Annotated in this window: 14 protein-coding genes and 1 pseudogene; 9 read left to right on the top strand and 6 right to left on the bottom strand. The window is 38.9% G+C overall.

Annotated features, from left to right (window positions below; genetic code table 11):
* The first annotated feature begins 75 nt into the window (after positions 1–75).
* Positions 76–1,902, top strand: coding sequence for a hypothetical protein (locus tag AC58NB_RS00215; RefSeq protein WP_497424797.1), 1,827 nt, complete (start codon positions 76–78; stop codon positions 1,900–1,902).
* Between the two features lie 181 nt (positions 1,903–2,083).
* Here AC58NB_RS00215 and AC58NB_RS00220 read toward each other — a convergent pair.
* Positions 2,084–2,479: pseudogene (locus AC58NB_RS00220) on the bottom strand (methyl-accepting chemotaxis protein); the annotation flags it as partial.
* A 186-nt stretch (positions 2,480–2,665) separates the two neighbouring features.
* Positions 2,666–3,154 (bottom strand): hypothetical protein, encoded by a 489-nt coding sequence (locus AC58NB_RS00225; RefSeq protein ID WP_497424798.1) that lies wholly within the window; start codon positions 3,152–3,154, stop codon positions 2,666–2,668.
* Positions 3,155–3,454: 300 nt separating this feature from the next.
* On the opposite strand from AC58NB_RS00225, the gene AC58NB_RS00230 reads away from it, so the two are divergent.
* Positions 3,455–4,180, top strand: coding sequence for a 3-ketoacyl-ACP reductase (locus AC58NB_RS00230; RefSeq protein ID WP_497424799.1), 726 nt, complete (start codon positions 3,455–3,457; stop codon positions 4,178–4,180).
* Positions 4,181–4,314: 134 nt separating this feature from the next.
* Here AC58NB_RS00230 and galT read toward each other — a convergent pair whose 3' ends face one another.
* The 4 genes from galT to AC58NB_RS00250 form a co-directional block, all read right to left on the bottom strand.
* A complete protein-coding gene (gene galT, locus AC58NB_RS00235) occupies positions 4,315–5,802 on the bottom strand; it encodes a UDP-glucose--hexose-1-phosphate uridylyltransferase (RefSeq protein WP_497424800.1) in 1,488 nt (495 codons plus the stop codon).
* 40 nt (positions 5,803–5,842) lie between these two features.
* On the bottom strand, positions 5,843–6,835 hold the full coding sequence (gene galE / locus AC58NB_RS00240) for a UDP-glucose 4-epimerase GalE (RefSeq protein ID WP_497424801.1): 993 nt from the start codon (positions 6,833–6,835) through the stop codon (positions 5,843–5,845).
* The gene (locus AC58NB_RS00245; RefSeq protein ID WP_497424802.1) at positions 6,832–8,022 is read right to left on the bottom strand and encodes a galactokinase; all 1,191 of its coding nucleotides are present in this window, start codon (positions 8,020–8,022) and stop codon (positions 6,832–6,834) included. Before AC58NB_RS00245 ends, galE begins: the two co-directional genes overlap by 4 nt.
* Positions 8,023–8,223: 201 nt before the next feature.
* The gene (locus tag AC58NB_RS00250) at positions 8,224–9,213 is read right to left on the bottom strand and encodes a LacI family DNA-binding transcriptional regulator (protein ID WP_497424803.1); all 990 of its coding nucleotides are present in this window, start codon (positions 9,211–9,213) and stop codon (positions 8,224–8,226) included.
* A gap of 353 nt (positions 9,214–9,566) precedes the next feature.
* Between AC58NB_RS00250 and AC58NB_RS00255 the strand changes: the two genes are divergently transcribed.
* The 7 genes from AC58NB_RS00255 to msrA all read left to right on the top strand — a co-directional run bounded on the left by AC58NB_RS00255 (position 9,567) and on the right by msrA (position 16,632).
* Positions 9,567–11,315 carry a solute:sodium symporter family transporter gene (locus AC58NB_RS00255; protein ID WP_497424804.1) on the top strand — a complete coding sequence of 583 codons (1,749 nt, stop codon included), beginning with the start codon at positions 9,567–9,569 and terminating at the stop codon, positions 11,313–11,315.
* A 770-nt stretch (positions 11,316–12,085) separates the two neighbouring features.
* Positions 12,086–12,421 carry an aminotransferase yhxA gene (locus AC58NB_RS00260; RefSeq protein ID WP_497424805.1) on the top strand — a complete coding sequence of 112 codons (336 nt, stop codon included), beginning with the start codon at positions 12,086–12,088 and terminating at the stop codon, positions 12,419–12,421.
* 22 nt (positions 12,422–12,443) lie between these two features.
* The gene (locus AC58NB_RS00265) at positions 12,444–12,842 is read left to right on the top strand and encodes a DUF350 domain-containing protein (protein ID WP_497424806.1); all 399 of its coding nucleotides are present in this window, start codon (positions 12,444–12,446) and stop codon (positions 12,840–12,842) included.
* Between the two features lie 19 nt (positions 12,843–12,861).
* Positions 12,862–13,323: an RNA helicase gene (locus AC58NB_RS00270; protein WP_497424807.1), complete on the top strand. Its 462-nt coding sequence runs from the start codon at positions 12,862–12,864 to the stop codon at positions 13,321–13,323.
* Positions 13,310–14,536 carry a glutathionylspermidine synthase family protein gene (locus AC58NB_RS00275; RefSeq protein ID WP_497424808.1) on the top strand — a complete coding sequence of 409 codons (1,227 nt, stop codon included), beginning with the start codon at positions 13,310–13,312 and terminating at the stop codon, positions 14,534–14,536. Before AC58NB_RS00270 ends, AC58NB_RS00275 begins: the two co-directional genes overlap by 14 nt.
* Positions 14,537–14,699: 163 nt before the next feature.
* Complete coding sequence (locus AC58NB_RS00280; RefSeq protein ID WP_497424809.1) at positions 14,700–15,434, top strand: DUF2238 domain-containing protein; 735 nt, start codon at positions 14,700–14,702, stop codon at positions 15,432–15,434.
* Between the two features lie 238 nt (positions 15,435–15,672).
* Positions 15,673–16,632, top strand: coding sequence for a peptide-methionine (S)-S-oxide reductase MsrA (msrA, locus tag AC58NB_RS00285; RefSeq protein ID WP_497424810.1), 960 nt, complete (start codon positions 15,673–15,675; stop codon positions 16,630–16,632).
* The last annotated feature ends 78 nt before the right edge of the window (positions 16,633–16,710 follow it).

The raw sequence follows: 16,710 nt of genomic DNA on the forward strand, positions 1-16,710 counted from the left end.
GATGAATGGAGAATATAAATATTCAATAGTCGGACGCAGATATTATGTCTTCCGTCTATATTTAAGGAGAACATCATGGGCTTTAAAGATGAATTTAAGCGTGAAATGAGTAACGCAATGAAAGACGTAGAAAAAGAGGTACATAGAACGTGGAAGATAGACTATAAGGGTCATTCTATTGAAATTATCAACCACATGAATGAAGAACAGCTTGTCATTGATGGAATAACCGTTGATCGGAATAGAAGGAAAAATATTATTTCACATATTATACCGTATCGAAAATTATCAGGGATCCTTGTTTTGCGGGATGGCACAAAGTGCAATATTTCCGTAAAAATTGGAGGTTATGTACGCATTAATTGTATTGTAAAAGTCGGTAAGGAAACGATTCTGGAAGAATCGCTGAAGTTAGACTTTCTTCCTTGGGAGCATAAAGAAAAGATTGTTCCGTTTATTCAACAACAAATTCAATCCCATAATAAAATAGTGGATGACCGATTACCGGATGAAGAATATTTGTATAGTGAAAACGAGCCGCGATTGGCTGCGGGTTTATCCGATCATATTGCGGATGCTAATCCTACGCCATTTTATGCGAAAAAATTGGTGAAGCTTTTTGAGGAACAAGTCAATCACCCTTCAAACAAAACAAGAAAAAACACATATGAACAAATCATTTTTGATACGATTGTCAGCTGCCAGGATGAGTTAATAGAACGGTTCCGACAGGCTCAACTGGACGAATACCTTGTACAACAAGAAGCATTATGGCTTCTTGAGCATGCAGCACATAGAGAGGTTGTGAAATTTGCAATCATCATACTCGGATGTACGAATTGCGAAGAATATAAAGATCTATTATTTTCATTAGGAAGGCACGAAGAGTTTACGTCATATGTAGTAGTTGCATTAAAAAATGGCACAATTCGGGCAAACAGCCAAATTTGGAAGCTTGCTCAGTCCGTCCATGGCTGGGGTAAAATCGCGGCTGTCGAACAATTGGAAGCTCCAACACCGGAAATTAAACATTGGTTGCTGACAAAGGGTCCTATTAACAACGTTATGGATGAATACTTAGCTTATACATGTGCTATAAAAGGCGAACTCGATGTGGCTCTATACGAAGAAACAATCACAAAAGAAGTGTATGAAGGAGCCGCTTTTATCATACAAGCACTTCTAAATGAGCAGGATCACCAAGGCATTGAAGAATATCCATATGCAAGTACGGTTCTTACACGCTTTATTCACCATGCTCGTGTACATTGCAAGACACTTGATGATTTCTATCCAGTTATTTTGATAAATGAATTTTTAGATGAATTTAAAGAAGATCAGGAAGAATACCCTAATGTCATATGGAAACAACATGAGTACTCATCTATTCAACAAGCCATTCAACTATTGATCAATGACCCTGCTTGGCCAAAGCTTGCAATGGATGAAATCCAACATGAGATCAATTTTAAAGTACTTGATATTGCTCGCTTTTATCATTTAGACGTCACTCAGCATTTGTTTGATTGGCTGGAGCAATCCCCCACAAACTGTGAAGTGTATCTAGCTATTATGGATACGGATGATCAACAGCATATTAAAAACCTCTGCACATTTGCAGAAGATCATTTATCCTTATCAAATCTTTCAAATGATGAACAAGACTGTCTGCAATTTATTATTCAAGATTTAGAAGAGCACGAAGGCGTGGGACTACCATTGCTTCAAGCTGCTCTTAGATCAGATAATGGAGCTTTACAGTACCAAGCATTAAGTGTTCTTAAAGAGTGGTCTTCTTCATTTTCGCAGCAACCTGCCGTGCAGGAAAGTATTAAACAAATCGTAAATACGACGAAGGATAAAGAGGATCGCCAGCTGGCAAAATCCCTGCTAATGAAATAAAAAGGAATACTATTCTATTTATTTAGTTTGTTTCAACTATGGGTTTGGAATAGGCAGGAGGGTGGGGAACTGCCTTAATAATTTCGTAGTATATCTATAATATAGGGTCCCAGAAGTCAGATTTAAGTTGCCTTTTGGGGTCCTATATTTATAAACTTATTTCTTCTAATAAAAAGTAGGATTAGTATCTTTGCATCGTGGCATTCAGATTATCAGCTATATTTGCTACCCGTGAACCGGCTTCGCCTATTTCCTTTAATACATCTGTGAATTTAATCATTTCCTGGTTATTTCGTTCATTTTGTTCTTTACTTGCTATGCTTGCTGCTAAAATTTCATTGAAACTTTCCGCAGTATCCTGGACATTTTGATTGGCTAATACCGTTTTAGAATTGACGTTATTTATTTGTTCGACTACCCCAGCAATTTGCTTCGTTGTGGAAACAACCAATTCCGTAATATTACTTGATGACGACTTTGTTTGCTCAGCTAACTTTCTTACCTCAGCGGCTACAACTGAAAATCCCTTTCCGTGTTCTCCAGCTCTTGCTGCTTCGATTGCAGCATTTAAAGCTAAATTCAGACAACTTAGCAATAATCCGGCCGAACTAAGACGGAATCCAGCCAAACTCCGCAATAATCCAGCCGAATTGGTTCATAATCCAGCTAATCTATATTTTAGAGATAAAAAGAGGACCCAGCTAAAGTCGTCTTCTTTAAGAGTTGTAAAGCTGATCTAAAGATGAAAAAGCTCTCCGCATTATTAACACCAAACAATGATCTTATAAGGTGTGGTTTGAGCAGGGATGCTTTTCGTAGTTGGTCCATAGATGACGATGAGGTTTCGGTTACCAATATAGTTTGAAAAGGGTTGACCATTTCTTAATAAAATAGGGGTGTACGGTGAAAGGTTTACTTGTAATTGGCCATCGCGGCTTACCAATTGGTTGTTAAAATAGTCTACTTTAATAGTTTGGTCACTACGCTCCATTACAATAATCAATGCGCGATATTGAGGAGGGTAGATTAAAGGTACAGGTGCGTCTCCATCATAATAACCGGTTATTCTATCGCTAATGTTTACAATTGCCTGATCTACGAAATAAGTGGTAGGTGAAACGATGAAATGAACGATTCCGCCATGCCCATCTTCAACTGTCATTTGTTTAAAACAGCCTTCTGCTTCTCCATTCTGCCCCATCATAAAATCATTTATCTCAGTCACGATGCCTTGAAAAGGTAGTAAATTCATCTCTAAATTCCTTCCAAATAGAGTTCTAATGCTATATGTGCCTCAGGTTTATAGTTGTTATCATTCGGGAAATTTCATTGAGTTTACAGCACCCATACAATTTATGTAACATTGCCTATAAAGGTGAATAAGTGGAGTTCTAGATTTCTAATTTGGTCAATAAGCGAGCCTTTATTTACATAGTAGGAAAATTAGCTTGGTGCAGATTAGCAAGCTCGGGTGCATACCTTTAGTCTTATTTCTGCCTAGCTATTATACTTAAGGAGTATTTCAAGATGATTTAGAAGGGAGCTTCTTAAAATGGCACAGACATTAAAAGGAAAAGTAGCGTTTATAACAGGTGGGGCCAGAGGAATCGGGAGAGCAACAGCGATAGCACTGGCAAAAGAAGGAGTAAACGTTGGATTGCTTGCGAGAACAGAGGAGACTCTTAAAAAGGCAGCTGCTGAAATAGAAAGCTTCGGCGTTAAAGCAGCGTATGCAGCTGCTGATATTTCATCAAAGGATCAAGTGGAAGCAGCGATTGAAAAGCTAACCAATGAGTTGGGAACGGCTGATATCCTCATTAATAATGCAGGGATTGCTTCATTTGGAACAATCTCAGAGATGGACCCGGAAGAATGGAAACGAATCATTGATATAAACCTAATGGGCACATATTATGTGACAAGGGCTGTGCTGCCTCAATTAATTGAAAAAAATGGTGGAGATATCATCAATGTATCTTCGACTAGTGGATTAAACGGAGCAGCTACATCAAGCGCCTACAGTGCATCGAAGTTTGCTGTCATTGGCTTTACGGAATCTCTTGCGCAGGAAGTTCGCCGTAACAATATCCGTGTATCGGCTTTAACACCTAGCACAGTGGCAACAGATTTGGCTATGGACCTGGATTTAATTAAAGAAAATAATGATTCGAAATTTATACAGCCTGAGGATCTTGCGGAATTTATAGTGGATCAATTAAAGCTGAACCCACGTGTATATGTGAAAACAGCAAGCTTTATTGCCACAAATCCATTTTAAACAAACATAGACTGGCTACGGATTAGCTACTAATCTTCTATATATTAATAGGAAATTGCGGATGTATATGAATAGAAAATAAAAAGAAGGCACCGAGTTGCCTTCTTTTTATTTTTGTAAAGAGTATGAAACTATTAAAGTACATCAATAAACCTTTGGAAAGCTTGTTTTCCTGTCAGGGTTCGTTTAAATACACCAGCGTCCTCTAAACATCTCAGGAATTTGGAGCCAACTGCTTGAGAAACGATAGTCTTTGTGGAATCTGAATCTAGTACCTTACCATGTGCTGCTTTTAGTTCATCAGCCCAAGCTTGATGATAGTCTGCCATTTCGTTTGGCTTATCAAGCAGATATTTTTCTACCTCAATGAGTTCTTTTTGCAAACGGGCCGGCAATACAGCAAGTCCCATTACTTCAATTAAACCAATATTCTCTTTTTTGATATGATGAACATCCTGATGAGGATGAAAAATGCCTAATGGATGCTCCTCACTAGTTCGATTATTACGAAGGACAAGATCAAGTTCAAACTGGCCATCCCGCATTCTGGCAATCGGTGTAATGGTGTTGTGACGAATATCTCCGGAATAGGCAACGAGATTAATAGAAGGATCGCTATAGTGAATCCATTTATTGAGTATCCGATCAGCTGCACCTGCAACTTCCTTCAGACGGACTCCTTTTATACGAATCACGGACATTGGCCATTTCACGATTTGTGCAGATATAGAAGGGAACCCTTGTATGGAGAAAGGTATTTCTTCTTCCGCACGGGCCATGGCAAATTCATATCGTCCACCTTGATAATGGTCATGAGTTAATATCGATCCGCCTACTATAGGAATATCTGCATTTGAACCCATGAAATAATGCGGAAATTTTTGAACAAATGTCAGCAGGTTGGTGAATGTTTGAAAACTGATTTTCATATCACGATGTTCACCCGATAGCAGAATACAATGCTCGTTATAGTATAAGTAAGGCGAGTATTGTAAATACCAAGCCTCATTCCCTAACGGAATACGAACCATTCGGTGATTAGAACGAGCAGGATGATTGACTCGGCCTGCATATCCTTCATTCTCGATACAAAGTAAACAAGTTGGGTAGTTAGAGGAAACAGGCTTCATTTCGCGTTCCAATGCAATTTGTTTAGGATCTTTTTCAGGCTTTGATAAATTGATAGTAATGTCGAGTTCCCCATAATCCGTCTCGACGGTATAGCTAATGTTTTTTGCGATCTGTTTCGTTTGGATGTAGTTACTATTTTTGCTTAGTTCATAAAAATGATTGGTTGCCTGATTTGGATGCTCTTTGTATTTTTGATAAAAGGTATTGTTTAACTCGGATGGCTTTGGAATAAACACATCCATTAGCTGTGCCTTTAAAATATCTTTTTCGGCCATTAAATCATCAATTATTCCAGTATTAACAGCATAATCAGTTAAAAGATCCAATAAATCTGGGATCGGCAGTTCATTCTCTGTTAGGTGTTGATAATAGCCATCTAAGTGAAGCAATGAAAGTATCTGATTTCTGGCGTATATTTCATCTACAGAATCAAGCATCTGAAGCCTTTTCGCTTGATTCAAAAGTTGCTGAACTGCTACATAGATCTCCATGATATCTTCTCCTTTTAATCTATTTATCCAAGTTACATTGTTACTTATCTCCATAACCGGCTGGGTGGGACTGATGCCATTTCCATGCATCCTCAATAATGTTTTGGATGGATGTCCGTTTTGGTTTCCAGCCTAAAATACGGTTGGCTTTCTTGGATGAGGCAATCAATGTGCTGGGATCTCCAGCTCTCTTCGGTGCTAGTTTGGCGGGAAGTTCATGGCCTGTAACCGTTCTGGCTGCTTCCACAATCTCCTTGACTGAAAAACCTGTACTGCTGCCGAGGTTAAAAATCGTACTTTCACCACCGCTTTGAAGATACTTCAAGGCTAAAATATGCGCATCAATTAAGTCCTCAACATGTATATAATCGCGGACGCAAGTGCCATCCTCCGTAGGATAATCTTCTCCGAAAATAGAAATAGACTCTCGTTGTCCTAGAGCAACTTGTAATACGACGGGTATTAAATGTGTTTCCGGATGATGGTCTTCACCAATTTCCCCGGTTGAACGGGCGCCAGCAACGTTAAAATAACGCAGCGCTACATATTTCATGTCATATGCCTTGTCACACCATTTCATCAGTTTTTCCATCGTAAGTTTTGTTTCGCCATAGGCATTTGTCGGGTTCGTCGTCATTTCTTCCGTGATCGGCATCTGCTCTTGCTCTCCATATGTAGCAGCAGTAGAGGAGAAGACGATATGCTTAACATGGAATTCGTTCATCACTTCAAGCAGTACTTGCGTACCATAGACATTATTACGGAAATACTCGAGCGGTTTTTCCATGGATTCGCCAACCAGTGAAAAGGCAGCGAAGTGAAGGACAGCGTCTACTTGTTCTTTCGTAAACACTTCTCTTAGAAAGTCCTTCTCACGGATATCGCCTTGATAAAATCTCGCATTAGGATGTATGGCATCCTTATGACCGGTTTGCAGATTATCGACCACTACTGTGTCGTAGCCTTCGTCTATTAATTGATATACAGCATGTGAGCCAATATAGCCGGCTCCCCCAAGAACTACTATACTCATACGATCGCCTCCTCGATAACTTCTTTAGTTCCATCCCCAATACTGGCAACGTAAAAATCTGCCTCATATCCAATAGCTTGCTTATAAGCTGCTCCAACTTCTTCAATGAATTTTTCGATATGGGCTGATTTAACCAATGCAATGGCGCAGCCGCCAAACCCTGCTCCAGTCATTCTGGCTCCAACTGTCCCATTCTGTTGCCATGCTGCTTCCACTAACGCGTCCAATTCTGGTCCGGTCACTTCGTAATCGTCCCGAAGTGAGATGTGCGATTCATTCATATAAAGGCCAAATTGAGTTAAATCACCAGCCTGTAATGCTTGAAAGGCTTTCTTTGTCCGTTCATTTTCATAAACCGCATGACGTGCCCGTTTTTCAATAATGGGGTCGCCAATGAGATCTTTATGCTGATTAAAAAGATTCATAGACAGTTCACCAAGAGAGGATATGTCAGTCACTTTTTGCAGGATTTCTAATGCTGCTTCACATTCGCTGCGTCGTTCATTATATTTTGAATCCGCAAGTTCTCTACGTTTATTTGTATTCATAATCACGATTTGGTGATCGTCTATATCAAAAGGGGCATATTCGTAGTGAAGAGTCTGACAGTCAAGTAGAATAGCAGATTTCTCTTTCCCCATCCCAATCGCAAACTGGTCCATTATACCGGAGTTTACTCCGATGAATTCGTTTTCTACTTTCTGTCCAATCTTTACTAACTGTACGCGATCAATCCCTAATTGAAAGACCTCATTTATCATTACGCCAATCAAAATTTCGAGTGAGGCGGAAGAAGAAAGGCCAGCTCCATTCGGAATGTTGCCATATATGAGGATATCAAGGCCATTGGGTAGTTCGTGTCCATCCTCGCTAATATACCGGATGACTCCTTTAGGATAGTTCGCCCATAAATGGGATGGTTCATACGTTAATTCATCTAAAGAGAACTCAATCATTCCTACTTCTTCGAAATTCAATGAGTATAATCGAATGGTTCTGTCTCTACGCTGTCTTGTTAACCCGTATGTGCCATAGGTGATGGCTGCTGGGAATACATAGCCGCCGTTATAATCTGTATGCTCACCAATTAAGTTAATCCGTCCAGGTGAAAAAAAAGTTCGAATGTTATCATGTATACTGCCTAAGAAAACACGTTGAAATGTTGATAATAATTGTTGATGATCCATCAGGTCACTTCCCTTTGTCATTTAAATAAAGCGTTTTGTATTATTTAGATCCTTACTCTTTGGCTTTTATACAATAATATTTCCTTTTTTTGAAAGCGTATCCAATATCATTGTATAAAAACTGGTAAAGTGAGTCAACAATTTTACTAAAAATTTTACTAGTGGTTTTTCTATATAAAAAAGCGCACAAAAATGTGCGCTTTATTTAGAGCTTTCGCGAATTTTTAGTTGAGTGGCAAGGGTAACCTTTTTTGCAATTTGTCTCCCGGTAAACTGCTCAAGCAACAAATCAACAGCGGTTTCACCCATTAATTCGGTATATACTTTAACGGTGCTTAAGGGAGGGGACATGTATTTTGAAATGCTAATATCATTTACTCCGATAATACTAACCTGATTAGGAACTTGAATGCCTGTTTCTTGAAGTGCGCGTAATGCACCAACAGCGATAGAATCATTTCCGGCAAAAAAGGCAGTGGGGAGATCTTCCTTATGATCTTTGATTGCTTGTTTCATCAGATGATAGCCATCATCGACTGAAAACTTACCTTCATAGACATAAGCATCTTGGTAAAGGCCTTTTTTCGTTAAAAATTGTTCAAAACTAACTCTTCTGAGATCATCAATCTCTGATGTTTGATCTTTATAAATTTCTCGACCACCTAAATAACCAATTTTTCTGTGTCCTTGTTCCAGAAAATAGTGTAGGACGTTTCGTGTGGCTTTTTCGAAATCAACCGTCACAGAATCGAATTGGCTGTCGTTGGGTGAACTATCTACAAACACAATTTTGTTTGTGACGTTCTTTAGTTCCTCAGCTTGATTTTCGCTAAATTTCCCGATAGCGATAATCCCCTGAATTCCTTCGTTTTGAAGGGAACGTAAAGAATCGACGGGAAAGTTAGTAGATTGAATCTTATGATACTCCAATCGCTTTTCTACACCGAGTCTGATAGCCATATAATAAAGGTCGTCCAATTCTTCTTTTTCGGTATACCAATTGACGATCCCTACTTTATAGGCGAGTGCTTTGCGCTTAGGCTTTTTTTGATAGTCTAATTCTTCTGCTGCTTCAAAAATTCGTTTTTTTGTTTCATTACTGACCGATAAAGAGTCATCGTAATTCAGAACCCTTGAAACCGTCGCTAGTGAAACTCCTACTTTATTTGCGATGTCTTTAATCGTTGCCATTGAACCGCTGCCTCCTTTCCTTACATTTAATTTAAAAATGAACTTCACATTTTGTAAGATTCACTATCCGTTTAATACAGCGCTTTCAGTATACTATACTTTTTAGTAAATTTCTTTAAGAATATATTCGTTTTATTGTATAAGAATGGGAAAGAGAATGTAATTGAAATCCCCTTAGAATAAAAGGTAAATTGGATCTAAATAGAAAGGTTCATCTAAAAAATCTAGAAGATTTCTTTTGGAAGGACTTAGCACTTTTTAAAATTATTTAGTAAAATAAATTGATTAATTTACTAAAATTTATTATGATACCCCTGAAAGCGTTTTTATTTTGAACAGCAGGGGGAGTTTACGTGCAGTGGTATATCATTCTATCATTCATCCTTTTTACAGGTGTAGTTGCCTACTATACATTTTCTAAACTTAGAAAAGAAAAAGTTGGAACGGACATATCTAAGGACAGCTATTTCTTAGGTGGAAGAAGTTTGACTTGGGGCGTTATCGGAATGTCCTTACTACTGACAAACTTAAATGCCACCCAGTTCGTGGGCATGAGCGGCCAATCTTTTGCGGGAAATATGAGTAATATGGCCTATGAAGTAACATCCGGATTTGTATTGGCGTTAGTGGCCATTTATCTGCTACCTCGCTATTTAAAACAAGGAATTACAACCATTCCTGAATTCCTAGAAGACAGATATGACAGTCAAGTTAAATCCTTTGTCTCTATTTTGTTTTTATTGGGGTATGTGTTAAACATGCTGCCGACAACACTCTATTCAGGTGCAATTGCGTTAAGCCAAATGTTCGATATTGAAAGTACGTTTCATATCAGCTACGGGGCAGGCATCTGGATTATGGTCTGGTTAATTGGAATCATCGGCTTCTTCTATGCCGTTCTGGGTGGATTGAAAGCGGTTGCGATTTCCGATACATTTAATGGAATTGCCTTGGCTATAGGTGGTTTATTAGTTCCAATCTTTGCTTTGCTTACTTTAGGAGATGGTAGCATGTCTCAAGGATTTTCTGAGTTTGTTGCGGCAACACCTGAAAAGTTTAATGCAATCGGTACCAATCAAGATGTTGTCCCATTTGGGGCAGCTTTAACCGGCCTTTTGCTGGTTAACTTCTATTATTGGGGAACGGACCAATCTATTATTCAGCGTGCTTTGGCTGCAAAGAGTTTAAAAGAAGGGCAAAAAGGGATCATGTTTGTCGGTTTATTGAAGATTTTTACGCCGATTATTGTCATTATTCCTGGTATCATGGCGTTTCAGATTATAGGTAATACAGGGGCTAACCCAGACACTATGTATTCAGCCTTGGTAACAGAAGTTATGCCAAAACCATTGATCGGCTTGTTTGCCGCCGCAATGTTTGGATCTGTATTAAGTGTATTTAATGGAATTTTAAACAGTGCTTCAACTCTTTTTGCTATCAATGTGTATGCACCAACTTTAGGAAAGAATAAATCTGACGAGGAAATTGTCAGGAAAGGTAAATGGTTCGGTGTTTTCATTGCTTTGATTTCCATGTTTATCGCGCCACTGATTATGTATGCACCAAGTGGGTTGTTTCAATATTTACAAGTCATTAACGGCTTTTTCAATGTACCGATTTTCACCATTATCTTCATCGGCTATGTAACAAAGAGGGTTCCAGCGATTGCAGCGAAAATCTCCATTACTTTCTTTATTGCAACGTATGCAATCCTACAATTGGTTATTAAACCGGAAATGAGTTTCTTATATCAATTGGCAATCCTGTTTGTCATCAGCTGTCTGCTTATGTTGGTGATCGGTAAAATAAAACCAAGAGAAGAGGTGTATGTACTCCCTAGCCGTAATCTTGTAAATCTGGAGCCATGGAGATACCGTCAGGAAGCTGCTTGGGGAATGATTTTCTGTGTCATTTCTTTCTATATCGTATTCTCAAAAATCGGCTTAGCTAGTGATCAAGGATTCGGGGTACATACTTGGAGTTGGCTAGCCGGTGCTGCTGTCATTTGTTTAATCGGTTTATTCATCACTAAGAAAATTGGAAGTAGAACAAATACAGCTAAACCTTTAGAAAAAACTACTGTTAATAAAAACGTACTGTAGTATCTTTTTAACCCATTAATCTAAAATCACTTTCCTGCGTAAGGAAGGTGATTTTTTTGCGGTCGTATAATCCTATTGGTCTGCGATCATGGATTATCCATGTTATGTAATGGGTGAGATGATAATTTGGTACAGCCATACTAGTAAGATAAATTCATAGTATTGTAAATTTATGATTTATAAACCTGTACATATGGTAATACATATTAAATGATACAAATCGTAATTTTTAGTACATAAGCATTTTAATGAGGATAAATATGATCTAATCGGATATGCAATTAAAAATTGTTAATGGAGTGAAAAACAAAGGTTTTTCAATTAAAAAGGAGACTATCGGTTTTTATGAAAAGTAATTTTTTGTTGGTCTTTTTTTGTAGTACTTTTGTTTATGAACAAAAGTAGATGGGCTTATGATGGTGACGCTTCCTTGATTTTCAATATCATTCAAAGTGGAATTTTAATTCTGTTTTTATCGTTCTTTGCAAAGACTACAGAAATTGCTTCTAAGACTTCCGAGTTTTAGAGGCTTTTTTATTATTTAGAATTGGTGGGTATGTAAGTTTAATGGAGGTGGCTGGTCTTTTAGATCTGTGATGAGATGACGGAGATCAGAAAGCTGCTCTAAATAGGTAGGCTGAAATGATGCGTAAGCATGTATTCCTTACTGGGCCATATAACATAGAAAACTTAAGTCAATTTTCATATTTTGCACATTTTATTGTAAATATTTTGTAAAATATAATAAAAAAGGAAGTGGGGTGATAACTTTGAATAAAACCAAGAAAATCATGATTGGTGTGACTGCAACTGCACTTACGATTGGCCTGGTTAGATGTGGAACGACAAATGCTGACCTTCCTCCAAAACCAACGGATCAAAGCTGTGGGGATTGGGACTGGGATGATGAGGATGGCGTGTGGGAATGTGATGATTATAGCTCGGGTCATTATGGCCATTATTATTATGGCGGTACATACTATAGGGATAAAAGTTCGCTTCTGAATAATAACGCCTATAAATCTTATAAAAATAGTTCTTCTTTTAAAGGAGGAATTAAGGCAAGTTCAGGATTTGGGAGCGGGACGAAAGTTTTTGGAGGTTAGTTTTTGGAAAGGGAGGATTTATATGAATTTATATCTTAATTTCTTATCATACATGGGAGTAGCATTGTTATTACTTGCTGCAGGAATCGCGCTATTTATTATTACTACACCTAAGCTGAGGGAGTTCAAGTTGATTGCTGAAAAGAATTCAACCGCAGCCATGTCACTCGGCGGTAAAATCGTCGGGTTAGCTATTGTGCTTGGGTCCGCAGTCGAATATTCAGTATCACTAGTGGATATGTTGATCTGGGGAGTTATAGGAATCGTCTCACAAATTGTTGTATTCTTGCTCGCGGAAGTTCTTACGATCCGTTTTAGTATCCATCAGGCAATTGAAGAGGATAATCAGGCAGTTGGTATTATGCTGATCTCATTGTCACTTGCTGTTGGGTTAATATTGGCGAAATGTCTATCCTATTAAATGAGGAAGGGAAGTAGAGATGAAGCAATTAACATATTATCTTGATAAAGGGCATGGACTGTATGAACCATTTTACCAATACAGTCTCCCAGCCATTGGTGTAGATGAGTGTTATGCCAGACAGCTATGCGCTTATTTCATTATAAGGGGAACACAATACGAGCTTACATCAACTGAAATGGCTGGTGAAGAGGAAATCCTTGTGGTTAAAGAAATGGGCAGGAATTTGCAAGGGGAGAATGAAAAAAACTACCGTGGTCAAGGAATTCATATAGAGTTTCGAAACCCTGAATTACGAGAAAACTATAGGCTGCTTTCCTGCATCCCCTGCGATACTCATTATGATGTCCTGCGTTATCTTTTGAAGGATACTGTGGATGTACCGGGATTCGGTCAGATGAATGTGACATCTACTGAGGTGGATGAGGATCGAGGCGTATATGTGATTTATGTTAAGGAGATCAATGATGTTGACGAATAGCTATCATGAAAGACGACAACAGTTTTATAGAAACATAGAAAGTTTTTGGGCAGATCTTTATGGCGAGGAATATGCCCTGTATGATATGCAGTTGGTAAGCCGACAAGAGGAGGCTACTATTCGCCAGATCACTGAACGGATCGGCAAGGTATTTACGAAAACAGCCTCGCTGTTGCGTGAAGTTCCGGATGAAACATTTCTTGAGATGGGATTTCCGAAAGAGACACTTTCCTTTTTAAGGCTTAAAACCCTTCCAGTCGAGAGCGTCATTGCGCGGCTGGATCTTATTCCGTTTGGGGATGGATATAAGTGCATTGAGATTAATTCTGATACGCCGACATTTATTAAAGAATTGTTTCATGTGAACGGCAGGGTTTGCAACGAGTTTGGTGTAAAGAATCCAAATGAAGGATTGAATGAGCAGTTGTTTAAGGCGGTCCAATATAGTATCAGCCAAAGTAGTAAAGAGGTACCTCCACATATCGTGTTCACTGCTCATGAGGATAATCTGGAGGATCGAGAGACAGTTCAGTATCTTAAACAGGCTGTACCGTCATCTAAGTTCACTCCCTTACATAAGCTGCAAATTCAAAGAGGTGTGGGACTGTTCGATGAGAGTGGAGTCAGGATTGACATCCTCTATCGGCAGACTTTTCCGATTGAAAACGCCATTATGGATCAGGACGAAGAGGAGAATCCAATTGGCTTATGGTTGCTTGAATTGGTCGAAGAAGGGAAACTGTCTATCCTGAATCCACCATCAGCTTTCTTACTGCAAAACAAAGCCGTTCAGGCTGTTATTTGGGGGTTGCATGAAGAAATGCATCCTTTTTTTACAGATCAGGAGCACCAATGGATTGAAGATTATTTCCTGCCTTCGTATCTTGAAGCCACCCCTTTTTTAGATAGACGGTTGCCTTATGTGAAAAAGCCTGTTTTTGGGCGTGAGGGAGACACGGTAGAAATTTTTCATGAGGATGGCCGATTAAACTACGCCGATAGTCAAAAATCATACACAGCATACCCTTCGGTTTACCAACTTTATGTTGAGCAGCCTGTGGTACATTTTCAAAGCGAAAAGGGGCAGCAAAAGGGGAGACTTCTCTTAGGAAGCTTCCTGCTAAACGGGGAATCATCTGCTTTCGGCTACAGAGTTGGCGGTATGATTACCGATAATCTTTCCTATTACCTTCCTGTTGGAATCGGTGTTTGATCGAATATGTGACTATCTTTTTTAGCCACTGAGGAATGCCTTTTGGGAGGGATTCCTTAGTTTGTTAATTCCAATGTTATTATAATCTGATATCTCCTGATGGATAAATACCATACCACTGACAGGGGGGAAAGGTTAAAATAGGTGGGAGGAGGGATTTAGCATGGAATATCGAAAATACGAAAAGAGGAAAAACTGGATCTTTAGAGTAGTTCTTCTGTTACTCGCGGTATCAGTCATTTATGCCATATATATGATGGTTAACGCCCCGTCAGGCGTTGCTAAAAATGAATATGACCGAGTAAAAAGCGACTATGTACTGATGATTTTGCAATGCTTAGTAGGATGTATAGTCATCTTCCTGCCATCTAAACTCGAACATCGTTTCCGCATTGATATACCGAATATCATGGAAATTATGTACTTTATATTTTTATTTTGTGCAATCTATCTTGGCGAGGTTCGCAATTTTTATTATAAGATTCCATACTGGGATTTAATCTTACATTGCTTTAGTGCGGGTATGTTAGGAGCTTTAGGATTTGTCATTGTCAATTTCCTTAATGATACTAAGAAAACGATTGATTTAAGTCCTTTTTTTGTGGCCTTATTCGCCTTTTGTTTTGCCATAACTTGTGGAGCCATTTGGGAAATTTACGAGTTTTTTGCAGATGGAGTATTGGGAACAAACATGCAAAAATTCATCACAGGAGAAGGGGCTGTGCTGATTGGCAGGGATGCTGTCACGGATACGATGGGAGATATCATTGTAGATGCCCTTGGTGCCTTTACGGTCACAACAATTGGGTATATTAATCTGAAAAAGCGGTATAAAAGCGAAGCTGAAAGTAATGAAGATGAGCAGCTATTGGATAAATCAATAAAGACTGGCTCCTGATATCATAGTATGATCAATTGATCTACGGATACGGTACTCAGCAGTCTATGGAAGAACGGGGAGAGATTATTTATATCTTTCCCTTATTTTATGGTTAATTTTTGAATAGAGGCACATAGATGAAATCATCTTTATCACCCAAAGAACATCCACTGGTTTGAATACGAAGGAAGTGGGGTTGGAAAGATAGTAGGGCATCTTTTCCCCATAAAATATAACAGAGCAAGGAGTGAGCTGAATGGGTAACCAGTTGGAAGTTGCAACATTCGCAGGAGGTTGCTTTTGGTGTATGGTATCACCATTCGATGAACAGCCTGGCATTATAAAAGTGGTATCGGGTTATACCGGTGGTCATACAGAGAACCCCACTTACGAAGAGGTTTGCAGTGATACAACGGGCCATTATGAGGCTGTCCAAATCACATATGACCCTGATAAAATGTCATATGAAACATTGCTTAAACAGTATTGGCAGCAAATCGATCCGACCGATGCCGGAGGGCAATTTAATGACCGGGGCCATTCTTATCGGACCGCGATCTTTTATCATACTGAAGAGCAGCATCATTTAGCTATCAGCTCAAAGAAAGAGCTGGCCGAAAGCGGGCGCTTCCAGAAAGAAATTGTGACGGAAATTCTCCCAGCTGGTCCGTTTTACAGAGCAGAAGAGAAGCACCAGCATTATTATAAGAAGAATCCTTTTCACTACAATCTATATAAAGAAGGGTCCGGAAGAGCTCGTTTTATCAGGGAGAATTGGAAGAATACAAAAAGTGATGAACAGCTACGAAAAGAATTAACACCTATTCAATATGAGGTCACAAGAAATAATGCGACAGAGCCACCATTTCAGAATGAGTATTGGGATAATAAGCAAGAGGGAATTTATGTGGATATCATCTCGGGTGAACCTTTATTTAGCTCACTCGATCAATATGATGCCGGCTGTGGTTGGCCTAGTTTTACGAAACCAATCCAAAGAAACGAAATGGAAGAAAAGCTTGATACTTCGTATGGGATGAGGAGAATTGAAGTAAGGTCTAAAACATCAGATTCACATCTGGGCCATGTTTTTGATGATGGGCCTGGTCCGGACCGAGCTCGTTATTGTATTAATTCTGCAGCACTCCGATTTGTGCCTAAAGACCAGTTGGAAGAGAAGGGGTATGGGCAGTACAGAAGTTTATTTGAAAAGTAAAAAAAGGACTGATTTAAATAGTAAGGACCCCTAAAAATAAGATTCAAACTCTAATTTTTAGGGGTCACTTTTTTCTGT

Source organism: Pradoshia sp. TA40_28 (assembly GCF_059694525.1).